Origin of the sequence: Algoriphagus sp. A40 (assembly GCF_002002735.1) — a bacterium.
Lineage (GTDB): Bacteria > Bacteroidota > Bacteroidia > Cytophagales > Cyclobacteriaceae > Algoriphagus.
This window is the reverse complement of record NZ_MUNY01000078.1, coordinates 81569-105937: the sequence shown is the minus strand read 5'-3', so window position 1 is coordinate 105937 and position 24369 is coordinate 81569. Positions and strand designations below refer to the sequence as shown.

Annotated in this window: 25 protein-coding genes; 9 read left to right on the top strand and 16 right to left on the bottom strand. The window is 44.8% G+C overall.

From position 1 onward, the window contains the following. Positions 1–6 precede the first annotated feature (6 nt). From B0E43_RS20310 to bshA, 3 genes are all read right to left on the bottom strand, one after another. A complete protein-coding gene (locus B0E43_RS20310; RefSeq protein WP_077353220.1) occupies positions 7–828 on the bottom strand; it encodes an NAD(P)-binding domain-containing protein in 822 nt (273 codons plus the stop codon). Between the two features lie 114 nt (positions 829–942). Beyond that, a complete protein-coding gene (locus tag B0E43_RS20305; protein WP_077353219.1) occupies positions 943–1569 on the bottom strand; it encodes a sterol desaturase family protein in 627 nt (208 codons plus the stop codon). 237 nt (positions 1570–1806) lie between these two features. Further along, positions 1807–2946: an N-acetyl-alpha-D-glucosaminyl L-malate synthase BshA gene (bshA, locus tag B0E43_RS20300; protein ID WP_077353218.1), complete on the bottom strand. Its 1140-nt coding sequence runs from the start codon at positions 2944–2946 to the stop codon at positions 1807–1809. 176 nt (positions 2947–3122) lie between these two features. On the opposite strand from bshA, the gene B0E43_RS20295 reads away from it, so the two are divergent. Continuing rightward, on the top strand, positions 3123–4457 hold the full coding sequence (locus tag B0E43_RS20295; protein WP_077353217.1) for a Xaa-Pro peptidase family protein: 1335 nt from the start codon (positions 3123–3125) through the stop codon (positions 4455–4457). Between the two features lie 145 nt (positions 4458–4602). On the opposite strand, the gene B0E43_RS20290 is transcribed toward B0E43_RS20295, so the two are convergent. Together B0E43_RS20290 and B0E43_RS20285 are read right to left on the bottom strand one after the other, a co-directional pair. Next, positions 4603–4995: a PIN domain nuclease gene (locus B0E43_RS20290; protein WP_077353216.1), complete on the bottom strand. Its 393-nt coding sequence runs from the start codon at positions 4993–4995 to the stop codon at positions 4603–4605. After that, a complete protein-coding gene (locus tag B0E43_RS20285; protein WP_077353215.1) occupies positions 4982–5185 on the bottom strand; it encodes a type II toxin-antitoxin system VapB family antitoxin in 204 nt (67 codons plus the stop codon). The genes B0E43_RS20290 and B0E43_RS20285 overlap by 14 nt, the downstream gene beginning before the upstream one ends. A 179-nt stretch (positions 5186–5364) precedes the next feature. Here B0E43_RS20285 and B0E43_RS20280 point away from each other — a divergent pair, with 179 nt between their 5' ends. The 4 genes from B0E43_RS20280 to B0E43_RS20265 all read left to right on the top strand — a co-directional run bounded on the left by B0E43_RS20280 (position 5365) and on the right by B0E43_RS20265 (position 9381). Continuing rightward, positions 5365–6528 (top strand): AIR synthase related protein, encoded by a 1164-nt coding sequence (locus B0E43_RS20280; protein WP_077353502.1) that lies wholly within the window; start codon positions 5365–5367, stop codon positions 6526–6528. Between the two features lie 88 nt (positions 6529–6616). Further along, a complete protein-coding gene (locus B0E43_RS20275; protein ID WP_077353214.1) occupies positions 6617–7981 on the top strand; it encodes a neutral/alkaline non-lysosomal ceramidase N-terminal domain-containing protein in 1365 nt (454 codons plus the stop codon). 155 nt (positions 7982–8136) lie between these two features. After that, a complete protein-coding gene (locus tag B0E43_RS20270) occupies positions 8137–8448 on the top strand; it encodes a DUF983 domain-containing protein (protein WP_077353501.1) in 312 nt (103 codons plus the stop codon). Between the two features lie 54 nt (positions 8449–8502). Then, on the top strand, positions 8503–9381 hold the full coding sequence (locus tag B0E43_RS20265) for an AraC family transcriptional regulator (RefSeq protein WP_077353213.1): 879 nt from the start codon (positions 8503–8505) through the stop codon (positions 9379–9381). Here the strand turns inward: B0E43_RS20265 and B0E43_RS20260 are convergent. Continuing rightward, positions 9370–9978, bottom strand: coding sequence for a class I SAM-dependent methyltransferase (locus B0E43_RS20260; RefSeq protein WP_077353212.1), 609 nt, complete (start codon positions 9976–9978; stop codon positions 9370–9372). The two genes, B0E43_RS20265 and B0E43_RS20260, sit on opposite strands and share 12 nt — an antisense overlap. Positions 9979–10019: 41 nt before the next feature. On the opposite strand from B0E43_RS20260, the gene B0E43_RS20255 reads away from it, so the two are divergent. Further along, a complete protein-coding gene (locus tag B0E43_RS20255) occupies positions 10020–11378 on the top strand; it encodes an acyl-CoA dehydrogenase family protein (RefSeq protein WP_077353211.1) in 1359 nt (452 codons plus the stop codon). 1 nt (position 11379) lies between these two features. On the opposite strand, the gene B0E43_RS20250 is transcribed toward B0E43_RS20255, so the two are convergent. Next, the gene (locus tag B0E43_RS20250; RefSeq protein ID WP_139352839.1) at positions 11380–12210 is read right to left on the bottom strand and encodes a hypothetical protein; all 831 of its coding nucleotides are present in this window, start codon (positions 12208–12210) and stop codon (positions 11380–11382) included. 337 nt (positions 12211–12547) lie between these two features. Here B0E43_RS20250 and B0E43_RS20240 point away from each other — a divergent pair, with 337 nt between their 5' ends. The 3 genes from B0E43_RS20240 (at position 12548) to B0E43_RS20230 (ending at position 16214) form a co-directional block, all read left to right on the top strand. Further along, positions 12548–13183 carry a GDSL-type esterase/lipase family protein gene (locus tag B0E43_RS20240; protein WP_077353208.1) on the top strand — a complete coding sequence of 212 codons (636 nt, stop codon included), beginning with the start codon at positions 12548–12550 and terminating at the stop codon, positions 13181–13183. A gap of 251 nt (positions 13184–13434) precedes the next feature. Further along, a complete protein-coding gene (locus B0E43_RS20235; protein WP_077353207.1) occupies positions 13435–14571 on the top strand; it encodes an ATP-binding protein in 1137 nt (378 codons plus the stop codon). 65 nt (positions 14572–14636) lie between these two features. Then, a complete protein-coding gene (locus tag B0E43_RS20230) occupies positions 14637–16214 on the top strand; it encodes a VCBS repeat-containing protein (protein WP_077353206.1) in 1578 nt (525 codons plus the stop codon). Between the two features lie 440 nt (positions 16215–16654). On the opposite strand, the gene B0E43_RS20220 is transcribed toward B0E43_RS20230, so the two are convergent. The 9 genes from B0E43_RS20220 to B0E43_RS20180 all read right to left on the bottom strand — a co-directional run bounded on the left by B0E43_RS20220 (position 16655) and on the right by B0E43_RS20180 (position 24269). Then, positions 16655–18196, bottom strand: a complete 1542-nt coding sequence (locus B0E43_RS20220; RefSeq protein WP_217349188.1) for a hypothetical protein — start codon at positions 18194–18196, stop codon at positions 16655–16657. A 315-nt stretch (positions 18197–18511) separates the two neighbouring features. Continuing rightward, positions 18512–19384 carry an ATP synthase F1 subunit gamma gene (atpG, locus tag B0E43_RS20215; protein ID WP_077353203.1) on the bottom strand — a complete coding sequence of 291 codons (873 nt, stop codon included), beginning with the start codon at positions 19382–19384 and terminating at the stop codon, positions 18512–18514. Between the two features lie 55 nt (positions 19385–19439). After that, positions 19440–21017, bottom strand: a complete 1578-nt coding sequence (gene atpA / locus B0E43_RS20210) for a F0F1 ATP synthase subunit alpha (protein WP_077353201.1) — start codon at positions 21015–21017, stop codon at positions 19440–19442. Positions 21018–21037: 20 nt separating this feature from the next. Beyond that, the gene (gene atpH / locus B0E43_RS20205) at positions 21038–21601 is read right to left on the bottom strand and encodes an ATP synthase F1 subunit delta (RefSeq protein WP_077353199.1); all 564 of its coding nucleotides are present in this window, start codon (positions 21599–21601) and stop codon (positions 21038–21040) included. A gap of 6 nt (positions 21602–21607) precedes the next feature. After that, positions 21608–22102 carry a F0F1 ATP synthase subunit B gene (locus tag B0E43_RS20200; protein ID WP_077353197.1) on the bottom strand — a complete coding sequence of 165 codons (495 nt, stop codon included), beginning with the start codon at positions 22100–22102 and terminating at the stop codon, positions 21608–21610. Between the two features lie 83 nt (positions 22103–22185). Then, on the bottom strand, positions 22186–22443 hold the full coding sequence (gene atpE, locus B0E43_RS20195) for an ATP synthase F0 subunit C (protein ID WP_077353195.1): 258 nt from the start codon (positions 22441–22443) through the stop codon (positions 22186–22188). Positions 22444–22481: 38 nt separating this feature from the next. Next, on the bottom strand, positions 22482–23510 hold the full coding sequence (gene atpB / locus B0E43_RS20190; protein ID WP_077353193.1) for a F0F1 ATP synthase subunit A: 1029 nt from the start codon (positions 23508–23510) through the stop codon (positions 22482–22484). Between the two features lie 224 nt (positions 23511–23734). Next, a complete protein-coding gene (locus B0E43_RS23110) occupies positions 23735–23977 on the bottom strand; it encodes a hypothetical protein (RefSeq protein ID WP_139352838.1) in 243 nt (80 codons plus the stop codon). 67 nt (positions 23978–24044) lie between these two features. Further along, positions 24045–24269, bottom strand: a complete 225-nt coding sequence (locus B0E43_RS20180) for an AtpZ/AtpI family protein (RefSeq protein WP_254423480.1) — start codon at positions 24267–24269, stop codon at positions 24045–24047. Positions 24270–24369: the final 100 nt, after the last annotated feature.

Sequence of the window (24369 nt, the reverse complement as noted above, 5' to 3'; positions counted from 1 at the left end):
AAGAATTCACTGGTATTTAAATTCCAAAGGATCCGGAAACTCAAACTCAAAACCTGTTTTCAAAAGCTTGGCAGAAGAAATCAACCGGTCCATTCCATCAGGTTCATTCTGATAGCTTGCAGGTGGAGCGATGCCCAAATCAGCAGCATTTTTCTCATAGATATTCCTTCGAAGCGGATGAACCGGAGCTACTCCGTTAAAAGTCTCATTCCAAAGCTCTTTCTCAATAATCCAGGCAAGCATCCGAACTGCATCTTGCTTGTGAATGAAATTCACCCGGGTATGGCCGGCTACATTTTCCTTCCCTGAAAAATACTTTCCGGGAATCCGGTCATCCCCAAGTAAGCCTCCAAAACGGACGATTGTCAGGTCGTAATTCCTATCAGAGTTCATCCTTTGCTCCGCCCGAAACAGGGTATCGTTCCCGGTATTTTCCACACTGATTGGAAAATCTTCCATGTATTCCTCTGCAGAATCCACTTCGGGATATACCCCGGTGCTGGAGACAAAGATGACTTTTCGGACAGGAGAGCGGTCCAAAAGACTTCTGAGATATTTGAGTTGCTCGAGATGAAAAATTCCGTCTCCGCTCCTGGTTCGAGGAGGAATGTTGAGTACCAAAATCTCCGACTGAAAGAGCGCATTGAATCCTATTCCTTCAGGATGTGGATTAAGTGAAAAGCGAATGGAATCAATTCCTTTGGCTATCAACTTTTCCTGTTTTTCAGCACTGGTGGTGGACCCTTTGACTTGGTGTCCTTTTTCTTTGAAGTTGGCGGCCAAAGGCTCCCCGATCCAGCCCAGGCCAATGATGGAAATAGTAGTCATGGGCTGAAATTAACCAACAACAGCCATCCTGAAATCCGGACTGCATAAAAAAAATTCGAATAAGTGCCCCTTTGGAATTCCTCATAAAAAAACCTCCTGTCGAGGAGGTTTTCTTCAATCTTTTTTCGGCATGGTCCCCAATAGGTAGTCCCAAAGTGGAGAACTCACCCCAAAGGAGGTATCAGGATCTTTGTAGTGGTGAATAGCATGATTTACCCAAAGCACCTTCAGGAAATTCTTGGGAGGATTGAAGGCATGAACGATGTAATGAACTCCCAGATAGGTAGAATAACCTATCAAAAAACCTGGAAGAAAATAAAGTGCATAATCTCCCATCACCAAACTGAAGACTAAATAGAATATCGCCGCATAGGCAGCACTGACAAACGGGGGCATGGCCAGCCTGTCTTTATCTCTTGGGTAATCATGGTGGACTCCATGTACACTGTATTGCAATTTGTCTTTGATTGGCGTATCAGGTTCCATGTGAAAAAAATGCCTGTGCATCATGTATTCCACAAATGTGAAGGCAAAAATTCCCAAAATCAAAACCAAAACTCCCAACCCAAATCCAATCTCTGAAGCTGTAATCGCATAATAAAGCGAAACAGAAGAGATCAGCGCAAATAAGGTAATCGGCACCAAAATGTGGGTTCTGGAAATCTTCTCCAAAAATGGATTAGAAAACATCTTGGCAGAGCCGAAATTATCGGGTTTGTCCAATCTTCCAATCTTTTTCATCTGATTATAATTTGATTTTCAAAGGTCCTCCCCCGATAACAATAGGGGCTATCAGGAGGATTCTCGCATGGTAGAAAATCATCACTCTGTGTGACGCTTAAGTCATGCTCGATTTTATAGCTCAATAGTAAATTAAGGCAGTAGATGAAATACGAGTCCTCATCGGCTTGCCATATATGCAAAGGTAAGGTATTTGAAGTTTGAGTATGCCAAATAAAAAATGATTTACATCAATATTTATCCTACAGCACTCAGGGTAGAAGCTATTGTCTTCTCATAATAAGCCACATACATGGGGAGAATTTGGTCAATGTCAAATTCCTTGGCTCGGGCGAGGGCCCTTTCTTTGAACCCTGGAAGATTCACATCGTCCAAAATAATCTTAGCCTTTGCTGTCATATCCTCCACGTCGCCAATGTTACAGACAAAGCCAGTCACACCATCCACATTCAATTCTGGGATTCCTCCCGCGTTGGATGACAAAACCGGTACCTCACAAGCCATCGCCTCAAGCGCAGCAAGACCAAAACTTTCTTTTTCGGAAGGCATTAGAAACAAATCAGCGACAGACAACACTTCTTCTACTGCATCGAGTTTCCCCAAAAACCGGATATCGTCGCAAGTTCCCAGAGTACGGCAAAGGCGCTCCATCCGATCTCGCTCAGGTCCATCCCCTACAAGCAGCAACTTGACAGGCATAGATTTTCTCACCTCGTAGAATACATGGATGACATCCTCCACGCGCTTCACCTTTCGGAAGTTGGAAGTATGAACAAGTAATTTTTCTCCATTTGGACAAATAGCCATTTTGAAGTGCTCTTTGCGCTGTCTCTTGAAGCGTTCCAGATCGATAAAGTTGGGGATCACTTCGATCTCTCTTTTGATATCGAAATGCTCGTAAGTCTCTCTTCTCAGATCTGCAGATACAGCAGTAACTCCGTCTGATTGGTTGATTGAAAAGGTGACTACGGGCTCGTAGCTAGGATCTTTACCAACCAAAGTAATATCTGTTCCGTGAAGGGTTGTCACCACCGGAATCTGGATGCCTTCTGTTTTCAGGATTTGTTTGGCCATATAAGCCGCCGAAGCATGAGGAATCGCATAATGCACATGCAGTAAATCCAGGTTTTCATACTTGACCACACTGACCATTTTACTGGCAAGAGCAAGCTCGTATGGAGCAAATTCGAAAAGCGGATAACTTTTGATATCTACCTCGTGGTAAAAGAGATTTTCGCTGAAAAAATCCAGCCTCATCGGCTGCTTGTAGGTGATGAAATGAACTTCGTGACCTACTTTGGCCAGGCCTTTACCCAGTTCGGTGGCTACCACACCACTTCCCCCAAAGGTGGGGTAACAGACAATTCCTATTTTCATTGGATTCCGACTCTCGGATTTAAGGGGATTTGGTCTTAAACACGATTCTGTACTTGTTTTGTTCAAATTAACATTAATTAATCCCGCCAGTACTGATTGTTAAGAACTTGGGGTAAAAAAAAATACTTTTTCCAGACAAAAATTCCTTCCTATTTTCACGAGAACCAAATTTCACCATGAAAATTAATCTGTTGCTTTTTTCCCTTTTGGGAGTCATCTGGGCCTGTCAACCTACCCAAAAGACAGAACCCCAGGAAGAGAAAGTCATTCCTGCCAACTATTGGGGAGAAAATCCCTGGCCGGAAATCCGCAAAAAACGAATCAATCAACTCCTTCCTGATGCATTGAAAAATGCCGGAGTTGACTCTTGGCTGGTTATCTGCCGGGAAAATCACAATGATCCGATCGCAACCCATGTCGGTGGCGAAAACGCTAGCGGATCTGCTGCATTCCTTTTTTACCAGGATGAATCAGGCTTCCATTCCCTGGTTTTTTCGCCGGATGGAGAAGCCACTGCACTGGATGAACTCGATATTCATGAAAAAGTAGAACGGGTACCCAGAGGAGAATCAGCTCTCGCAAAAGCAGTCGCCTTTGTGAAAGAGAAAGGTTTTAAAACCATCGCGGTAAACACCTCTGAAAGCAATGAAATGGCAGACGGAATTTCTCACAGCCAATACCTGGAATTGGCCGAATTGATGGGCCCGGATGCATCCAAACTCGTTTCATCCACTAACTTGGTATATGAATGGCTATCTATTAAGCTTCCCGAAGAAGTGGAAGTGATGAAAAAAGCAGCCCAGCTTGCTGCTGACTTTCAGGTCGAAGCCTATGCCATGATCGAACCCGGAAAAACCACCGATGCCGATGTGGCTAAATTTCTCAAGGCCAAAATGGCAGAATACGGAGTGACCGATGCATGGCATCCGGATCAAAACCCCAATGTCAATTCGGGTCCGGATCGTGGCCATTCCCATGCCACGGACAAAGTGATCATGCCCGGAGATGTAATTCAGACTGATTTTGGGGTCAAACTCTATGGAATCTGGGTGAGCGATATCCAGAGATTTGCCTATGTACTCAAAGATGGAGAAACTGAAGCTCCGGCGGATATTCAGAAATACTGGGAAAATGGTAAAGCCGGAAGTCGAATCGCACTTGCTGCGATGAAACCGGGAGTCAAAGGTGAAGATGTTGACCGCGCCCAACGCGACTTGATGGACGCCAATGGTTCTCTATATGTCCCTTGGAGCACCGGACACCCGGTTGGTTATGTGGCCCATGATGTGGGTCCAAATCTCGGGGGTGCAAGGATTCCCACTCCAAGACCTGCCGCTCAAAAATTGTTGAAGAAAGGGATGACATTCGCTTTCGATGGATTTCATTGCTGGAAGCAGGCTGACGGAACCGAAAAAACTATCTCAGTGGAGGAAATGGCTGTCGTTACTGACACCGGAGCGGAATACTTGATCGCCCCTCAGGAGGAGTTGATTTTGGTTGGGAAAAAGTGAAAGAGATGATTATTCTGAGTTTTGGAAAAGGCCTTTTTTAGGGCCTTTTTCTTTGTAAAGGTTTTTTGAAATTATGATTTCCGAATTTTGATTTACAGCACAAACCCGAGTCTTACCCGTATTTTTTGAATTTAGAAGTCAGGTTTTAAAAAATGGACTTTAGCCCCAGATGCTCCACAAAAGGCTCAAAATCTTTGTCAGACTGCAATAAGGGGAGTCTTTTTTCTATGCAAAAAGTAGCTATGAAGCAATCGATGGTCTTACGGATAGTGATTCCTTTCTTCCGCAGAAACCGATAATTCTGAGCGGATTTGAGTGATAATTCTTTATTCACCAGCAAAAGGAAAGGAATATCCTCAAAAAAATCGTGACCAATCTGAAAGTCACGATCAGCTTTAAAACCCTGCATTACTTCCCCATAAATTAAGTCTCCAATTGCAAATTCAACAGCGCCAATCTCTTGGTAGACAAAATTTGTCTGTTTGGTTTCCACACCGTTGAAATAGTCAATCCAAACCGAGCTATCAACCAAAATCACGGCCTTCTCTCATTTCGTCCAGATTTCCTTCCCATTTCAATTTTCCCCTCAAATCTTTTAGCCGCTCCTGCTTTTTCAGGGAAACCATCTGCTTGAGTGCTGTCTCTACAGCTGCCTTTTTGGTGGTGATTCCGGTCAGCTTCATTGCCTCCTTGATCAACTCATCGTCTATCTCAATATTCGTTCTCATGTGTATGTTTTTTATAAATATACACACTTCACTGGAAAAGGTTTTTCTTATCACTTTAAAACCGCCCGTCTGGCGGTCAGAGGTTTTTAAATCATCTGCCTTGGGTGAGTAATTTTCCAATCTTCCAATTTTTCAATCTTCCAATCCTTACCTTTGCCCCAACCAAATCTTTCCCCGCCATGAACGAGCGCTACATGCAGCGCGGAGTTTCCGCATCCAAAGAAGACGTCCATAATGCCATTTCCAAGTTGGATAAAGGGCTTTTTCCAAAAGCTTTCTGCAAAATAGTAGAAGACACACTTGGCAATGACCCGCTCTTCTGCAACATCATGCATGCGGACGGGGCCGGCACCAAGTCTTCCTTGGCCTATCTCTATTGGAAAGAAACGGGAGATCTGAGCGTTTGGAAAGGGATTGCTCAGGACGCCATCATCATGAATACCGACGACCTCCTCTGCGTGGGTGCGATCAATAACATTTTGGTTTCCTCCACAATCGGGAGAAACAAAAATCTGGTTCCGGGAGAGGTGATCTCGGCCATCATTCAGGGAACAGAGGAAGTGCTGCAGATGCTCCGTGACAACGGCGTCAACGTCGTACTGACTGGCGGAGAAACTGCTGATGTGGGAGACCTGGTCCGAACTATCATCGTGGACAGCACGGTGACCTGCCGGATGCGCCGCGATGAAGTCATCTCCAATGACAAAATTCAAGGCGGAGACGTGATCGTCGGCTTGTCTTCTTTCGGTCAGGCAAATTATGAAACCGAATACAACGGAGGCATGGGAAGCAACGGCCTGACTTCGGCCAGACACGATGTCTTTAACAAAGTCCTGAAAACAAAATATCCCGAAAGTTTCGATCCTGCAGTTCCTGACAGTTTGGTTTACAGCGGAAAATACAACCTCACCGATGCCGCTCCCGGTGCCACGGTGAATATGGGCAAGCTGGTACTTTCTCCTACCCGAACTTACGCGCCAATTATGGTCGATGTGCTCAACTACCTTCGACCCCATATCCATGGACTGGTTCATTGCAGTGGTGGCGCCCAGACCAAAGTCCTGCATTTTGTGGACAATGTGCATGTGGTCAAGGATAATTTGTTTGAAACTCCCCCATTGTTTAAGATCATTCAGGAGGAAAGCGGGACGGATTGGAAAGAAATGTACAAGGTCTTCAACATGGGTCACCGCATGGAAATCTACGTCGATGAGCGCTATGCCGAAGAAATCATTGACATCTCAGAATCCTATGGAGTGGAGGCCCAAATCATCGGTCGCGTGGAACCTCATGAAGGCAAAAAGGTCACGATTCAAAGTCAATATGGAACCTTTGAGTATTGATTTATTCGATATTCGATATTCGATATTCGATATTCGATATTCGATATTCGATATTTAATTGAAATTCATTCTTTTTGAATAGCCAAACATGCAAAAAGACTCCCGTTCATTTTTATCCAAAACACTGAAAAAAGCCCTCCAGATCACCTTGGGGGCTTTTCTTATTTTCTTACTCATCGGATTGGCCCTTTTCACAACAGTAGACCGTTCTCCAATTGAGTCACAGGATTTTTACCGGGAAACTTTTGAAAGATTGGAAAATACCCCCTGGCAGGGTTCGGAAGGGGATTTTTGGCTGGCTGGCTGGGGAAAAGCCAATGTCACTCCGGAAAATCCCGTGGATCTGGTCGGCTATGCCCCCCGCGGTCCATACGAATTTGTCCAAGACAGCAGTTTTGTGAAAGCAATCACCCTGAGCAATGGAAAAACCCGGATCGCATGGCTTAATTTCGAGTTGCTGATCGTCCATCCAGCCTTGGCAAAAGCAGTCGAAAAAGGAATTAACGAGGCTGGGATTACACCCGATCAACTGATTTTCACCGCCACACACACACACTCCGGTATGGGAGGCTATATGCCAGGCCCTTTGGGTGAAATGGCTTTTGGCGGCTATGACCAACAGGTGGTGGATCTATTGGTGGAAAAAAGCATCACCGCACTCCAAGCCTCGATCACATCGCTTGATACGGTGTCATTGAGCTATCGAAAAATTGACGCAGGAAAGTATGTCGCCAACCGCTTTATCAAAGATGGTCCTTTCGACCCCTTTGTCAGACAACTTATTTTCACCAAAAAAGACGGAAAAAAAGCGACCATTTTCACCTATTCTGCCCATGCCACCTGCCTGAGTTCAAAGTTCATGGGATTGTCTGGAGATTATCCCAAATTCCTTAACCAAGCGATGGAAGAACGGGAATACGAATTTGCCCTCTTTGCCGCAGGGACTGTCGGCAGTCACCGCCCGATTGCTCCGGGAAACACTCCTGATAACGTGAAGCAATATGCTGCCAGCCTGGATTCGGCCATTTGGCTGCGAATGACCCAATTTTCTACTTTGAAGAACCCAAGGATTACCCATTCCCGTCTGGAATTAAGCCTTCGTGCGCCACACCTGAGAATTTCCGATAACCTGCGAATCCGACCTTGGTTATTCAACTACCTCTTGGGAGAAACAAACCCCCACCTTGACATCACCAAAATTGGCAATCTCTTATTGATCTCGTCAAGTGGAGAACTTTCCGGAGTTTTCTATGAAAAATGGGATAAGTTGGCCAAAGAAAACAACCTTCAGCTGATCATCACAACCTTCAACGGTGGCTATATTGGCTACATCACGCCAGATGAACTCTACGACGAGCGCTTTCATGAGGTCCGGGAAATGAACTGGTACGGTCCGGGAAACGGAAACTACTTTGACAAACTGATCAGACGAAGTATCGAAATGGCAAACTGAAACAGGAAACTTTTGTCCTGTTGAATGTAATTTTCGTCCTAAAGTACAGCTTCGATTTGCGCTACTTTTGTCCAAAATCTGAAACCATGGAGAGCAGTCCTTCAGTCCTGACCAGTGTCCTCACCTGTAAGTGCCCCAAATGCCGTAAGGGACAAATGTTTCCAAAAGGTAACCTGATGCATCCGCTAAGGTTTCACAAGATGAACGAAAGCTGTGCCGTCTGCGGGCAAAGCTTCGAGCCTGAACCGGGATTTTACTTTGGAGCCATGTTTGTCAGCTACGGTTTGAATACCGTGATTTTCATTGCAGTATGGGTGCTGTTGGCCCTCTTGGTTGAAAATTACAGCTTGAGCACTTTGCTCATTTTGCTGGGATTGACAGTAGTTGTTTTTCTGCCGATTTCCTTTCGACTGAGCCGCTCCATCTGGATTGCCCTCTTTGTCCGGTTTCAAAAAGCAGCGGCATAAGGAGGAGGCTCCTGCTCGCCTTGCAATTTTTACTGAAATTGGCCACTTTCGGCCATGTCCAAGGAAAGTCTTCCCATTTATCAGATCCCGGATTTCAACAGGGAAAACATTGACTCCTCGACCTTCTATTATTCCAGGTTGGGAAGGCACCTGAAAACCCATAAGTTTATCCAAAAGCCACACAAACACGGCTTTTACATCTTGCTGCTCTTCACTGCCGGTTCGGGAAGTCATTCTATTGATTTTCGAAATTATAATGTCGGTCCGGGTGTGTTTTTTTTCCTTTCACCGGGACAAGTTCACTCCTGGCAGCTTTCTGAGGACAGTGAAGGGCATATTCTATTCTTCAGCGCCGAGTTTTATGGTTCTGCTTTTCCCATGAAAAACCTCTCCGGCTTCCCCTTTTTTGGCACAACGAGTCGTCCATCCAATTTGATTTTGGACTCTGGACAAACCTCAAAAGTCGACCTACTTTTTTCAGAAATTGAAAAAGAAACTGAAGCTCAGGACTGGTCGAAAAAGGAAATGCTCCTTGCCTACACCGAGATCCTATTGGTGAAACTGGGTCGGATATATCAAGCTAGCTACGGAACGGGAAGTACTGTTCCTGCGGCAGAGGATCGGTTCAAACTTCTGGAAACTGCGATTGAAAGCCATTTCCGCTCAGCCCGCAATGCCTCATTTTATGCTGACCAACTTCACCTCAGCCTGAGGCAGCTTAACCGGCTGACCAAAACTTCGGTGGGCAAAACCATCTCCGAGCTTTTGCTTGATCGGGTGAATTTGGAAGCTCAGCGCCTGCTTACCTACTCCGGAAGTACCGTAGCAGAAATTGCTTCCCAGCTCGGATTTGATGACCCTTCCTACTTCAGCAGGCTTTTCCGGAAAAGAACAGGAAGCACTCCCGAGCAATTTCGCAAGTCAGTCCATTGAATCATTGATTTTCTCGTAAACGCGAGCCTGAATCCAGCCTTTTCTCCAAGTTTTTTGAGTGACAAGTCTCCAAATCTTTGGGTCAAAGAAGGATGCCAGACCAGGCAAATCGCTTCGCTGATGTCGGGCTACTAGCTGAAATCCGGTAATCATCAGTTGCTGAAGTGCTTTTTGGATAAAAGTAGCAGGAGGAAAGAAATCCGAAAGAACCACCAGGTCACCGGGATTCAGGGACTTGTAGATCTGAAGGATCAATTCAGAAATTTCCGCATCGGGAATGGAATCCAAAATAAATGGCAAGAAAACGACGTCGAATTTCCCTTTACCTGACCAACTCCCACAGTTCACTTCGATACCGCTTTTCCTAAGATTCCGCGTCGCGATTTTTGCCATCGCAGGTGAGGTGTCCCAATACTCTCCGATGAAATTCCTGTCCCAATCCCGATAAGCAAGACCATCTCCCCCGCCGAGAATCAGGGACTTTTTTCCCATACTCAAATCCAGGAAAGCCCGATTGGCATTCAGCAAATCCGGGCCAAAAACCAGTCTGGAAAGTGGTTGATAGATAGGGGCTAGGAAACCATAGGCGTCTGACATCAGTTAAAAATGAGGATAACAATAAACCAAAGCCAATTTTTATGAGAAATCTCCTGAATAAAATTTCCGGTATCCGTCAATTGCTGAGCGCAGTGGACTTGGATCAGATCTCCAAACTTTCCCAAAAAGTCGATCTCCCAAAGATGGTTGGTCTGGTGTCCAAGATGAGTGAGGAAGACCTATCCAAGATGATGGGCATGCTCAAAGGCGGTGGGAAACCCAAGGTTATCCCGCCTGTGAACGGAGATTTTTATGAATTGGGGAAAACACTCAATCCCGAAGAGCGGAAAATCCAGCTCAAAGTCCGGGAATTTATGGAGCAGGAGATCAAACCCATCGCCAACGACTACTGGAACCGAGGGGAATTTCCCATGCAGATCATCCCCAAGATGGCCGAACTCAACATCGCCGGACTGACTTACCAGGGCTATGGCTGTCCGGGGCATTCGGCCTTACTTGAGGGTTTCATAGCTATGGAGATGGCTCGGGTGGATACTTCCATTTCTACTTTTTTTGGGGTTCAAAGCGGTCTGGCCATGGGCTCCGTCTATCTCTGCGGCTCAGAAGCCCAAAAACAGGAATGGCTTCCATCGATGCAAAAGCTTGAAAAAATCGGGGCTTTCGGACTCACCGAACCAGAAGTCGGTTCGGGAGTGGCGGGAGGATTGACCACCACCTGCAAGCAGCAAGGAGATACCTGGGTGATCAACGGCCAAAAGAAATGGATCGGAAATGCGACATTTTCAGATATCACAGTCATCTGGGCCAGGGATTTGGCAGATCAGCAGGTCAAAGGATTCATCGTGCGAAAAGGCAATTCGGGGTTTTTGGCGGAAAAGCTGGAGGACAAGATGGCGTTTCGAACCGTGCAAAACGCCCTGATCAATTTGACCGATTGTGAAGTACCGGAGAGCGATCGGCTTCAAAATGCCAATTCTTTCAAGGACACTGCCAAGATCCTCCGCATGACCCGGGCCGGTGTAGCCTGGCAGGCCGTCGGCTGCGCCAGAGGTGCCTATGAATTGGCACTGGCTTACACCAACGAGCGGAAGCAATTTGGCCGACCAATTGCCTCCTTCCAACTGGTTCAGGACTTGCTCGTGACCATGCTTGGTGACCTCACCGCCATGCAGACGATGGTCTTCCGCCTTTCCCAGATGCAGGACGAGGGGGAATTGCTGGACGAGCATGCCTCATTGGCCAAGGTATTCTGTACCCTTCGGATGCGGTCCATCGTGGATCATTCCCGGGAACTTTTCGGTGGAAATGGAATTCTGCTTCGCCACGATATCGCGCGCTTTGTGGCTGATGCCGAAGCCGTCTATTCGTACGAAGGCACTAAGGAGATCAATTCATTGATCGTCGGCCGAGCGATTACGGGGCACAGTGCTTTTGTCTGAACTAGAGAAAAAGGAGCAGCGAGGGGAGTACAAAACTGATTTCCATTCGCATTCTTTTTTGCTCGGGAGATAATCCTGAGTGGAAAAAAGTCAGGTAATGAATCAAAGCCATGAGCAACAAAACACAGGCAAATGGCCGGTAAAACGAAGAAAGCAATACAAAACCCGCAAGAGAGATAAAGATCAGAGCAAAGGCCAAATTTCGGATGGACTGAATCAATAGCAAGGGCGACAAAGTCCATGCAGCGGAGAAAAAGCCTGCTTGCTGATCCTCATCCTGATCCAAAAATGAAAGCATCAACAGGTTTAAAAAAGCCAAACCGATATACGCCGGTAGAAAGACCAGATCTTGCCAGAGCAGATCGAGTCCGTTTGCCCGAAGCAGCGGGAGCCAGACAATTCCCACCACATAAAACATCGCAATGGAAAGTTCCTTCATCCAGCCGGGACCGGCTCTTCGAATCAGGAGTTTGCTCCCCAAAATCAGCAGGACCAGGCACAATGTCAGCTGAAGTTCTTTTCCCCAGCCAAACCACCAAAATGCCCCAATCATTCCCAGAAGGACTGCAATGCCAAGAGAAATTCCCAACGTTTTCCAATAGGCCAGGTGAAAAGCCCTTCGTGGTGAAAGCGGCAGGTATTTACCTCTGACATCCAGCAAGTGGTCCAGCGTATAAATGCTCCAGACAGCAAGTCCCAGAAGCAGATAGGCCGGCCAATGTAATTGGGCATGAAGCAGCTTTTCAAAAAAAAACATACCTGCCATTGCTCCCAAAGCCACGTCGATGGAGAGCCAGGACATCAATTGGAGAGCCTTTCGGAAAATTGACATAGCCGAAAATAAGTTGGATTTTTCTTTTTAAACCGCCAAGTCCGCAAAGAATCACAAAGGTTTTTTGTTCTTTTCTACCGCAGAGAAATTGGAGAAAAAAAATTCCACAATTTATCCTCGGACCAGCAACAATCATTCAAGCTTGAATCGAACTTTTTCAAGAGCACAGAGGAAAAGCTGACGCTTTTCATGCCAAACCGTCCCTAATGGTCAAAATGGAGCGTCGATGGAAAGCCAAGAATTTCTGAGCAACTTTTTCTATTTTGAGGAAAAATAAACCCTCATTCCCAAATGGCTGTCGTCGGTGGACTGTGGTCCGTTGACAAAAAATGATACTATGAAAAAACTCTCACTCCAATTCGCCGCACTATTTGTAACTATTTGCACTTTTGCCCAAAGCCCTATTAGGATCGCTTTTGTAGGCAACAGCATCACCCAAGGCCCGGGCCGAGACAATCCGGACAGCTATCCCCTTCAAGTCGGAGCATTACTAGGCGATGCTTATGATGTAAAAAACTTCGGAGTCAGCGGACGAACGCTCTTGAAAAAAGGAGATTACCCCTATTGGAATGAGCCCCAATTTCAGCAGGCCAAGGATTTCCAACCGGATGTGGTGTTGATCAAGCTTGGTACAAATGACTCCAAACCCCAAAACTGGGCACATAAAGCCGATTTTGTGAACGACTATCTGGATTTGATTGCTGAATTTCGAGCAAATATGCCTGCCGACGGAAAGGTCTATGTGATTTTCCCTGTCCCGGTAACCCGGGAAAACTTCGGAATCAATCCTGAAATAATGAACAATGAGCAGCGACTTATGCTTTTCGAAATCGTGCAAAAGTCCGGAGCAGAGGTGATCGATCTTTACACGCCGCTTCAGGACAAACCCGAATTACTTCCGGACGGTGTACACCCCAATAAAGAAGGCCTGACGATCATGGCAAATGTGATTGCAAGGAGGATTAGGTTGTAGGGCTAATTGGAAGATTTGAATTACTTGTCCGCCGTGGCGGATTGAAAAATTGAAAGATTAACCAGGATCAGCCGATTTTATTGGTATCCTGCTTCCGGAGAAGCAGGATATTTTTTTAGCTCTGGTTTTTCCTTGCTCCACCAGGCTTGATGTCCCCACAAACCGGAACCCAATTTCATCTTTTATAATTTACTTTTTGTAATTTACTAAAAGTAAATTACCTTTAGTAAAATGCTTGCTTGCGAAATCCAATGTCCAAAAAATTCAAAACCCCGACCAATCCCTTTCCTACTACTGGATACTATGGCCCGGAGTATTTTTGTGACCGTGAGCAAGAAAGTAAAAAAATCATCCAACTCCTTCAAAACGGCCAATCCTGCCTGCTTATGGGCAATAGGCGCTTGGGGAAAACCGCATTGATCTACCACATCCGGGAGCTCTTGCCCAAGGACTGGAGGTATATCTACCTCGATATACTTCCTACCGAAAACGAGCAACAGTTCTTGGATTCACTTGCGGCCGCGCTACTTCAAAATTTTTCTGAGGAGGACACCATCGGCAAAAAAGTCTGGGGATTTGTAAAAAGTTTACGCCCAATCATTTCATTTGACCAATTGAGCGGACTTCCTCAGGTGAGTTTCCAAACCAGCCAAACGGAAAAGCCCATTCGGGACATTCTTTCTTTTTTGGCAGCTTTGGAAAAGCCAACCGTGATTGCCATCGACGAGTTTCAGCAGATTCACACCTACCCCGAACAAAACACAGACGCATGGCTCAGGTCCGCCATCCAGCAATTGCAGAATGTTTTTTTCCTCTTTTCAGGAAGCCGACAAACTTTGCTGACGGAAATGTTTACAGACCCATCCCGCCCATTTTACAAAAGTGCAAGTCCAATTAAGTTGGAAAAAATCACAAAGGAAGAATATAAAAGCTTTATCATAAACACCTTTTCTTCACATGGAAAAACCCTAGGAGAGGAGCTAGCCGAACAAGTGCTTGAATGGACCAAATGCCATACTTACTACGTCCAAGTACTTTGCAATAACTTATTCCAAGTACCAAAAATGAACTATGAACAAGAGGATTGGCACACTTGCGCAAACAACATTCTAAAGGAAAATGAGACATTCTTCCTCTATTATCGAACACTCCTCAGCACCCAACAATGGAAACTTTTGGTAGCTATAGCCAAAACCGGATCGGCCTATGCCCCAACCTCAAAGGACTTTATTGCAAAAAACCAATTGGGAAGTGCCGCCACGGTCTTCAAGTCCATTGATTCCCTGCTGGACAAAGAATTGATTTTCAAAGAATACGACAAGAATGGTTCACTTTACTATGAAGTTTATGATGTCTTTTTTGAACGGTGGATTCAGCGAACCTATTAGCCCTTTCTTTTGCAAAGTAAAATCAAAGAATAAGACCCAAATTAAATCCCGAACTTGAGGCTTTCATGAAGCAGTTTATCCCCGTCTTTGTCTTTCTAGTGGTACTTTTCTCCTGCACGGGCGGAAAAGAGACTGAAACCGCTCCCATTCTCGAGTTGACAGAAAGCAACCTCTCAGGCAAAGAACTCGCTGCCACCCATTGCACCAGATGCCATTCTCTGGTCGAACCAGGTCTGCTGCCCCGATCCAGTTGGGAGGAGGACGTCCTGCCATCCATGGGACACCGGATGGGTATTTATAAGGGTGAGCATCAACCTGACAGTCTGTTTGATCCCCGCACGGGTGGGGAAATTGTCAGGCAGGCAAACATCTATCCCGAGCAGCCGGTACTTGCACGGGAGGATTGGAATAAGATTGTGGCCTATTACCTCGAAAACTCTCCCGATTCCCTCCCTACACCCACACGAGAAAATCCGATCACAAAAGGTCTAAAGCATTTCCGCTACAAAGAAGCAACCTATTCCCAGCGTCCTACTATGACCACGATGGTGAAAATCCTGCCGGATCGGCGCGGGCTAGTCTTCAGTGACGGAAAGCGAAGCCAAAGCGTACTGACCTTTCTCAATTCCGGACTTGAATTGGACTACGAACTTTTTTTTAACAGAACTCCGGTAGATTTTTATGAGAGAAAAGACACCCTCTTTCTGACCATTGCCGGAGACGGAGTATTCCCCAACGACCTTCCTGCGGGCTCGCTCCAAAAAATCACCAAGACGGGAAATTCAGGCCGCTACGACAATGCCAAAGAAATCATCAGCGGGATGCAGCGTCCGGTGCAATTGGCCTTTGGCGACCTCAACAACGACGGGCTCGAAGACCTCGTCGCCTGTGAATACGGCGACCTGACTGGGAAGCTGGTCTGGTTTGAAAACCAAGGCAAGGACCGCTACACCAAAAAAATCCTCCGGGCCAAACCGGGAGCAATCACTGCCTTGGTCCGCGATGTCAATTGCGATGGACTGAAGGATATCCTGGTTCTGATGGCGCAGGGTGATGAGGGGGTGTTTTTGTATACCAACCAGGGAAAAGGCAATTTCACCGAGAAAAAACTGCTTTCCTTTTCCCCCCTTCATGGTTCACTCTACCTCGAACTGGCGGATTTCAACGGGGACGGGTTAGAGGATCTGATCTATGTAAGCGGTGACAATGCTGACCGGACTCCCTTTCTGAAAAGCTACCACGGCATCTATATTTTCGAAAACGACGGGAAGTTCAATTTTTCCCAAACCTGGTTTTACCAGCTCAACGGAGCCTACAAGGCAATCCCGCGGGATTTTGATCTGGACGGGGATTTGGATATTGCCGCCATTTCCTTCTTTCCTGACTACATCCGGTATCCGGAAGAGAGCTTTGTCTATCTGGAAAATCTGGGAAACCTGAAGTTTACGGACTATACCTTTCCCCAATCCACCAATGGACGATGGTTTGTGATGGATTCAGGCGATTTGGATGGGGATGGAGATATCGATTTGGTTCTGGGCTCTTTTGTCTATTTCTTACCTATGGGTGATACCACCGGATTGGGCCAAAAGTGGATCAAGCAAGGGCCCTCTGTGGTGGTGCTGGAGAATACAATTCGGTAAGGATGGCTTAAATTCCTTTAAAATCAGAAAATGGTTTGGGAATTTCCTCAGCTGTCAATTGAAGGTTCAGGCGAACTGGCTCCTAGCTACTTTTGGTCTACTACTGAAAAGATCCAATTTGGTTATACTTTGTTACAAGAAATCTTGAATTTTGGTTATTCTTTGTTACAAAGAGACACCATCTAGGTGGTTGTACCCCACTAGATACAGTTTCTTCCCAGCTCCCTCCTAGGTGTAGTTTCTTCTCAGCATCCATGAAGTTCAATTGTATGCTGGGTGAAGTTTGCAACTTCACCCAAATATTCTTAACAATTTTCAATTGGCTTATATTAGTAAAACATATTCTCATAATCCAAAGCATATTACAAAATTGGATTTATATGAAGGTGTAGATGCAATCTCACCTATCATAATCGTGATACTACTCCCAGGTGGAGTTTTTAAAGCGTTTTAAGATCAATCTCTATCAAACTATATACATATCTACCCAAATCTTTTTTCTTAGCAAGAAAATATATCTTGTCTTCCTCATCATCCCAATGAGAATCAATTTCTGCATGTTTTAGCCCTTTTGTTCTTTTCAAGCTAGCTAGAAAACTTGTCCTGACTTCTCCAAAGTCATTTACTGTTGAAAATTTTATATCGTACTTATTCGAATCCAAAAAAAGTATACCGTTGGAATTGCCAATTTGATCAAAAACAGGGACGTTGGGCATTAACGAAGTCACTCCGAAGTAATTCCTTTGGACGCTATGAATAGACAAGTTCCTTGAGTCAGACAAACTCATGACGTACATATCCCCTCCATGTTCCATTGTATAATTTAAAGACCCGGTTCTAACATTCATCAAAGCCGAAGATGTGCCGAACAATGTTATTGTTTCATCCTGTTCTAAACGAGAAGAGTTTAACCCAAAAGCAGGAGCTCCAATAGCCAGTCGCTTTTTGGTGTATTTTTTACGTATAGCTTTTCCCAAATACTGGCCTTTTTTAGTCTGAAGTTGGGCAATTTGCTCGGTCGAAAAAGGGATAAAGGAATAACTGGGGTCTCCAAAATTTCTTGGATCAATAGTATATACAGCGACACCTAGAGTAGCGGGGAAAATATACCCACTCTCATCTATGTAGGTTCCAACACAAATCAGATTCCCTGAATCTCCTTCATGTATAAAAACATCCGCCAAATTCTTGTCGTCTGCATTTCCAAGTATAGACTGTTTGTATTCTCCTGACACATCAGAAACCTGAAAAACATGGTAGTAGTAATCTTTATAACCGTTCTTCCTTGCTTTCCTTAGACCGATTTTCATCAAAAAAACAAAATCTCCTTTAGTACTCAGCAAAACAAATTTTTTCGATGAATCCATTTCGCCCTCCAAATTCAATTTAATAGGAAGTGTAACATGATTACTCTTTATTGGCTTAAAGTCCTTATTAAAAACTATCATAAATAATGATGATTCAAATTTCTCACTGGGCGTAGGGAGCAATGAATAAACACCAAAAAAAATCTCATTTTTATCTTCCACAAAAGCGAAAGTATTCTTTCGATTTATTCCTTTTTCAGAATAAACCAATCTTGAATCGGAAATAAGACCTGAATTAGTATCGATATCCACGAAATACAAGCTAGAAACATAATCCTTGTACGTAGTAAAAGCCAAAATCAATTTCTCTCTTTCCTTATCAATAAAGAAAAACTCTATATTCCTTTCATTTGGACCATCTGCATTATAGTTATATCCATCCAAAGAAATTGATCTAGTTAGGTTAAAATCAAGATCAAAAAACTCAATAAAAGCATTAGAATTTCGAAATCCTGAGACATAAACTCCATTTCTGTCAGAACCAATAATCGAGCGAACATCGTCCTTAGTATCTGATTTTATCTCCTTCGTTTTAAAAGGGAGAGAACTATTCTGTGAGTATCCTGACCACGAAAAAGTGCAGATAATAATTACTAGTAGTAATAGTTTTTTCATTATTTTTCTCTTTTTTAAAAATACATTTTCCAAATGATTTCTTTCATTAAGGCGGGCAAGTTCAACTAAAAAAATATCTAACCTATTAGATCTCAACTAGAAAAATATTTAGGAATCCAAAATTCAATCAAACTCCCTGAGTGGTAAAACTTCTTCTTGTTCGACTCATGGCTTTTGGAAACGGTACAGGTTCTTTTTATCCAATCAGGGCAGACTCATCAATTCACCTTTTTTAATTTACTTTTGGTAAATCAATCCTAAAACAAAAAACCACAACCCTTGCGAGCTGTGGTTCCACTTTGGGATCTATTGTAATTACTTTCCTCCGAGGGCTTCGGCACCGGCAACGATCTCGAGGATCTCGTTTGTGATGGCGGCCTGACGGGTTCTGTTATACATCAGTTTCAATTCTTTGAGCAGGTCTCCGGCGTTTTCGGTAGCCTTGTCCATCGCTGTCATACGCGCTCCATGCTCGGAAGCGTTGCTTTCCAAGATTGCTTTGTAAAACTGTACTCTCAGCGCTTTTGGCACCAATTCCTCGATGATAAACTCACGCGAAGGCTCCAAAATGTAATCGGTTTCGACAGTGTTTGCAGCTGAAGTTTCAGCTGGTGCCATTGGCAAAAACTGCTCGGTACGGATAATCTGAGTGGCAACGTTTTTGAATTCGTTGAACACCAAAAACACCTGATCAAATTCTCCTGCCACAAAAGCATCCATCGCATGATTGGCTGCTATTCGGATATTTTCGATAGACAAGTCATGAAACAAGGTCGAATACTGATCAATCAGAGCAAATTTGGTCTTCTTGTAATACTCGAATGACTTCTTACCGATTGGCATTACAGTCACTTCAGCACCTACAAGCTGCTCTCTGATCGCAAGATTGGTTGCCTTGATCACGTTGGTATTGAAAGCTCCGCAAAGACCTTTGTCCGAAGTGATCGGCACCAGAAGCACCTTTTTCACCTCACGCTTTTCGGCGTAAACAAGGTCTGTATTGCCTTCGGAGGCAGCAGACACGTTGTTCAGAATAGCTGTCAACTTCTGAGAGAAAGGACGCATCTGAATGATTTTGTCCTGAGCTCTTCTCAGCTTGGCGGCGGATACCATTTTCATGGCCTTGGTGATCTGCTGTGTCGAGATTACCGAGTTGATCCTTTGCTTTACTTCCTTAAGGTTAGCCATCAGTGATTTGAACTTATAGAAATCCGGTGAGTGTGACCTCACCGGGGATTTTTACTTATTTAGCGTATTTCGGTGCCAATTCAGCAGCCGCGGTCGCAAGAATTTTTCCTGCACCATCCACGTCACCTTTCAGGATCAGTTGCAATGCCTCAGGATAGGTGGAATCAAGCAAATGATAGAATTCCTTCTCAAATGCTCTTGCCTTATCTACAGGGACACTGTCCATAAGACCCTTGGTAGAAGCATAGATGATCGCCACCTGATGCGCTACAGATACCGGAGCATACTGTGGCTGCTTCAGGATTTCCTGGTTGCGACGGCCCCTTTCGATGGTACGCTTGGTAGAAGCATCCAGGTCAGAACCGAATTTGGAGAAAGCTTCAAGTTCACGGAACTGAGCCTGATCCAACTTCAAAGTACCTGCAACCTTCTTCATGGATTTGATCTGTGCGTTACCACCAACTCGGGATACAGAGATACCTACGTTGATCGCAGGACGGATACCGGAGTTGAAAAGGTTGGTTTCCAAGAAGATCTGACCGTCAGTAATGGAGATCACGTTAGTCGGGATGTAAGCAGAAACGTCACCAGCCTGAGTTTCGATGATCGGAAGAGCAGTCAAAGATCCACCACCTTTTACCAAATGCTTGATCGATTCAGGAAGGTCGTTCATGTCCTGAGCGATTTTGTCTGATTTGTTGATTTTGGCAGCTCTTTCCAACAATCTGGAGTGAAGGTAGAATACGTCACCTGGATAAGCTTCACGTCCCGGAGGTCTTCTCAACAATAGGGAAACTTCACGGTAAGCAACAGCCTGCTTGGAAAGGTCATCATAAACCACTAAGGCTGGACGACCGGTGTCACGGAAAAATTCACCGATTGCAGCACCGGCAAATGGCGCGAAGAACTGCATCGGAGCTGGATCAGAAGCCGGAGCGGCTACGATCACGGTATATGGAAGTGCGCCGCCTTTTTCCAAAGCAGCTACGATACCTGCTACTGTAGAAGCTTTCTGTCCGATCGCTACATAAATACAGAATACAGGCTCGCCTTTTTCGTAAAATTCTTTTTGGTTGATGATGGCATCGATTACCACGGCAGTCTTTCCAGTCTGACGGTCACCGATTACCAGTTCACGCTGACCACGTCCGATTGGAATCATGGCATCGATAGACTTAATACCAGTCTGAAGCGGTTCGTTTACCGGCTGACGGTAGATTACACCGGGAGCTTTACGCTCCAGAGGCATTTCATAGAGTTCGCCGGAAATAGGACCTTTTCCGTCAATTGGGTTACCCAGAGTATCGACTACTCTTCCGAGCATGCCTTCACCTACGTGGATAGCAGCAATTTTCTTGGTTCTTTTTACGGTATCGCCTTCTTTGATTTCTTTGGAATCCCCAAACAATACAGCACCTACGTTGTCCTCTTCGAGGTTCAGTACCATCGCTTTCATTCCGTTGTCGAATTCCAGCAATTCACCGGCCTGAGCTTTGGAAAGTCCATAGATTCGGGCTACACCGTCCCCTACCTGGAGGACTGTACCTACTTCTTCAAGTTCGGCTGCAGTTCTGACACCCGCGAGCTGTTCTCTCAGGATTGCCGAAACTTCATCAGGTCTTACTTCTGCCATGTTATCGTCTATTATGCTTTTTAGATTTTACTTTGGTAATGGTTTTGGGAAAACTCCACACGCAGTTCTCTCAATTTGCTGCTCAGAGATTCATCCAGCTGTCGGTCATTGACTCTCAGGATAAATCCTCCAATCAGGTCCGGGTTGACTTTTTCGGTCAGCTTCACCTCTTTCATTCCGGAGATTTCCAGAACAATCTTGGTGAATTCGGCTCGGAGCTTTTCATCCAAGGGAAAAGTCGTAGTCACTTCCGCTACCTGAATGGAATTGTGAAGTTGGTACTGTACCTGAAATTCCCTTGCGATATCAGCCAGAACTTCTGCTCTTCCTTTTCTGCAGATGATCTCAAAGAAAGCCAAAGTTGCTTTTGTAGCTCCTCTTTCCTTGTAAAGCGCATTCAGAATGTTCAGCTTTTTATCCGTACTCACGATGGGATTTTTCATCACAAGTTCCAGCTCTCTGTTGGAGCGGGCCAGTTTGGCCAAATAAAGAAAATCCTGATACACCTCTTCCAACTGGCCTCTTTCGATGGCAAGCTCCATCAGAGATTTGGCATAAGCGTATGCAACTCTTTGGTTTGACATGAGGGCTTAGTTAAGCTTTATATCTTTTACGAATTCGTCGACAAGCGCCTTTTGGGCTTTTTCGTCAGACAAGGTCTTTCTCAACAGTTTCTCGGTTACTTCGAGCGTCAAAATCGCCACCTGGTTTTTCACTTCGGTAAGCGCAGCTCTTTTTTCAGTTTCGATTACGGCCTTGGCATTTTCGATCTGCTGAGCGGCAACTTTAGAAGCTTCGTTTTTGGCATCTTCGATCATTTTGACAGATGCTTCCTGGGCTTTCTTCAAAATGTTATCGCGCTCCAAACGAGTTTCCTGAAGCAGTTTTTCATTGTCAGCTTTCAGATTTGCCATTTCATTTCGAGCGGATTCTGCCGCTTTCAACGAATTCTCAATGCTGGTTTCTCTTTCCTCCAAAGCGGCAAGCATTGGCTTCCACGCAAATTTGATCAGGATGAAAAGCAAACCTAGGAAGCCTATCAGCTGCCAGAAAATAAGACCGGAACCTGGGGTTATTAAATCCATGAATTGATGTGATTTATTTCAGATTGTTCAATAGAAAATAAAGAAAAGGGAAAGGCCTAGCGCCAATCCCTTTCCGTTTTTGTTTATTGGATGCCCGCGATGTTAAGCGCGATCAACAAACAGATTACTGCTGCAAACAGGGAAACCACCTCGATCAAAGCAGCAATGATCAACATTGCACCCTGGATCTTACCGGCAGCTTCTGGCTGGCGAGCAATGGATTCCATTGCCTGACCACCGATACGACCGATACCTAGGCCTGCGCCAATCGCAACAATACCTGCACCGATACCAGCTCCCATAAGAGCATAACCAGCAGTCAACAAGATAGACATTAACATAAGTGTAGAATTTATAAATTGAACAAAGAAATTTCTAATTAATGGTGATCGTCATGCGCATGTTCTGCCACTGCTCCGCCGATGTACATTGCTGTAAACAGCGTAAATACATATGCCTGAATTGTGGCCACGAGCAATTCGATGATATTGATAAAAGTCACCATCACAGTACTCACCAAACCAATCGCATACGATTCGAAAATGAATGCTAAGGCGATGAAACCGAGGATTACAATGTGGCCTGCTGTGATGGCGACAAAAAGTCGGACCATCAAGGCAAATGGCTTGGTAAACAACCCGATAATCTCTACCGGCACAATGATCAACAACATTGGGATCGGAACGCCGGGAGTTGCAAACACGTGCTTCCAATAGTCCTTATTTCCACTGACATTGGTGATGATGAAGGTCAATACTGCCAGCGTCATAGTAACAGCAATATTTCCGGTCATGTTTGCCGCACCTGGCATCAAGCCCAGCAGGTTACCAACCCAGATGAAAAGGAAAAGGGTAATCAAATAGGGAACGTACTTCTTGTATTTGGGACCGATAGATTTGTGGGCAATCTCGTCACGGACAAAGATCACAATCGGCTCAATGAGCGCTGCGGCACCTTTTGGAGCTACTGCCCCGTTTTTCTTGTAGTGAGAGGCTGCAGAAAGAGAAACATATCCGACGATGAATATCACAATAAACATCATCACCACATTTTTGGTGATCGACAGCTCAGTGAAGCTTGCACCGTCAACTCGACCCAAGTGGTCGTGGTCATCGATGAAATAGCCTTCGTGGGCAAATTCTTTCCCAAACTTGTGAGTTTCGTGATTTTGGAAGTCAGAAGATTTGAAAAATTCCAATCCACGATCTCCGGAATATACAATCACCGGAAGAGGAAGCGTCACATGTGTATGGCCAAAAGTCGCAAAGTGCCACTCATGGGAATCCACTACGTGATGCATTATAAAACTCGTCTTATCTTCTTCTGATTCAGCTGCGAAAGTGGAGCTGGAAAAACCCAGCAAAAATGCTGATAATAAAAGACTTAGGGCCAGCAGTTTACGCGTCATCAACTCTTATTTTTGAGGGCTACTTCGAAATCGGCCGCAAGTTAGACAGAAAGGCGTAGATATCAAAAACTAAGTAGAACAAAAAAACTATGAAGAAATCGGCTATAAACAGAATAATATTCTCCATTTGGAGCCAAACTTCGATCCCAATGAATACCAAAGAGGCAATAAATCTAAGAATCATTGCCAAAACCATGATTTGGAAAAAATTATCTTCAAAGTTTTTAAGCAAAAAGGAGTTGAGTAAGCTGATCAAATATGACAGAATTACCATAAAGCCCAAGATTTCCCAAATCTTGTGATGAATAACTACAGGCAGGACAAATTGAAGAACCAATACCAAAACCACCAGTGTCGCGGTGGCTATCAGAAAGCGGAAGTGGATGTTTTTGGGAAGTGTCATCTTTGACTTTTTGCGCAAAATTACCCCAATTTTTTATCCAATTCGGTAATAAACAGAAGATCATTAGATCACGATTGAACTGACAATCCCACTGCGACTGATCCCTGAGACTGCCTACTGATCACTGACCACTACTTATCCCTCTTCATCGAAACCCAAAGCTGATAAAAGGCGACAAAGACAGAAAAAAAACAAAACACAAGAATCCAGATCGGAAATTTCATTTCAGATCGCTGCTGCAGCCACCAACCAAAATAAGTCCCGGCCCCGATAATGCCGAACAACTGAAACGAAAGCCCGATGTACTTGACATAGACTGGTGGGCCACTTTCTCTTTCCTTTTTTTTCTCATCCATCTTGTCCATGATAAGTGAAAGTATCTAAAATTTTCAGCAAGCGGAAGCTCAAATTAAGGAGATGGCACGATTTGCGCTTTTTATGCGTTCGCTTAGTAAG

Excerpts from the sequence above, each read along its gene's own strand:
- atpG (WP_077353203.1), bottom strand. The coding sequence starts at position 19,384 with ATGGCTAACCTTAAGGAAGTAAAGCAAAGGATCAACTCGGTAATCTCG.
- B0E43_RS20265 (WP_077353213.1), top strand. The coding sequence starts at position 8,503 with ATGTCCAAGGAAAGTCTTCCCATTTATCAGATCCCGGATTTCAACAGG.
- bshA (WP_077353218.1), bottom strand. The coding sequence starts at position 2,946 with ATGAAAATAGGAATTGTCTGTTACCCCACCTTTGGGGGAAGTGGTGTG.
- B0E43_RS20200 (WP_077353197.1), bottom strand. The coding sequence starts at position 22,102 with ATGGATTTAATAACCCCAGGTTCCGGTCTTATTTTCTGGCAGCTGATA.
- atpA (WP_077353201.1), bottom strand. The coding sequence starts at position 21,017 with ATGGCAGAAGTAAGACCTGATGAAGTTTCGGCAATCCTGAGAGAACAG.
- B0E43_RS20255 (WP_077353211.1), top strand. The coding sequence starts at position 10,020 with ATGAGAAATCTCCTGAATAAAATTTCCGGTATCCGTCAATTGCTGAGC.
- B0E43_RS20240 (WP_077353208.1), top strand. The coding sequence starts at position 12,548 with ATGAAAAAACTCTCACTCCAATTCGCCGCACTATTTGTAACTATTTGC.
- B0E43_RS20285 (WP_077353215.1), bottom strand. The coding sequence starts at position 5,185 with ATGAGAACGAATATTGAGATAGACGATGAGTTGATCAAGGAGGCAATG.
- B0E43_RS20305 (WP_077353219.1), bottom strand. The coding sequence starts at position 1,569 with ATGAAAAAGATTGGAAGATTGGACAAACCCGATAATTTCGGCTCTGCC.
- B0E43_RS20275 (WP_077353214.1), top strand. The coding sequence starts at position 6,617 with ATGCAAAAAGACTCCCGTTCATTTTTATCCAAAACACTGAAAAAAGCC.
- atpE (WP_077353195.1), bottom strand. The coding sequence starts at position 22,443 with ATGTTAATGTCTATCTTGTTGACTGCTGGTTATGCTCTTATGGGAGCT.
- B0E43_RS20280 (WP_077353502.1), top strand. The coding sequence starts at position 5,365 with ATGAACGAGCGCTACATGCAGCGCGGAGTTTCCGCATCCAAAGAAGAC.
- atpH (WP_077353199.1), bottom strand. The coding sequence starts at position 21,601 with ATGTCAAACCAAAGAGTTGCATACGCTTATGCCAAATCTCTGATGGAG.
- B0E43_RS20270 (WP_077353501.1), top strand. The coding sequence starts at position 8,137 with ATGTTTCCAAAAGGTAACCTGATGCATCCGCTAAGGTTTCACAAGATG.
- B0E43_RS20220 (WP_217349188.1), bottom strand. The coding sequence starts at position 18,196 with ATGAAAAAACTATTACTACTAGTAATTATTATCTGCACTTTTTCGTGG.
- B0E43_RS20310 (WP_077353220.1), bottom strand. The coding sequence starts at position 828 with ATGACTACTATTTCCATCATTGGCCTGGGCTGGATCGGGGAGCCTTTG.
- B0E43_RS20250 (WP_139352839.1), bottom strand. The coding sequence starts at position 12,210 with ATGTCAATTTTCCGAAAGGCTCTCCAATTGATGTCCTGGCTCTCCATC.
- B0E43_RS20295 (WP_077353217.1), top strand. The coding sequence starts at position 3,123 with ATGAAAATTAATCTGTTGCTTTTTTCCCTTTTGGGAGTCATCTGGGCC.
- B0E43_RS20260 (WP_077353212.1), bottom strand. The coding sequence starts at position 9,978 with ATGTCAGACGCCTATGGTTTCCTAGCCCCTATCTATCAACCACTTTCC.
- B0E43_RS20235 (WP_077353207.1), top strand. The coding sequence starts at position 13,435 with ATGTCCAAAAAATTCAAAACCCCGACCAATCCCTTTCCTACTACTGGA.
- B0E43_RS20230 (WP_077353206.1), top strand. The coding sequence starts at position 14,637 with ATGAAGCAGTTTATCCCCGTCTTTGTCTTTCTAGTGGTACTTTTCTCC.
- atpB (WP_077353193.1), bottom strand. The coding sequence starts at position 23,510 with ATGACGCGTAAACTGCTGGCCCTAAGTCTTTTATTATCAGCATTTTTG.
- B0E43_RS20180 (WP_254423480.1), bottom strand. The coding sequence starts at position 24,269 with ATGGATGAGAAAAAAAAGGAAAGAGAAAGTGGCCCACCAGTCTATGTC.
- B0E43_RS23110 (WP_139352838.1), bottom strand. The coding sequence starts at position 23,977 with ATGATCTTCTGTTTATTACCGAATTGGATAAAAAATTGGGGTAATTTT.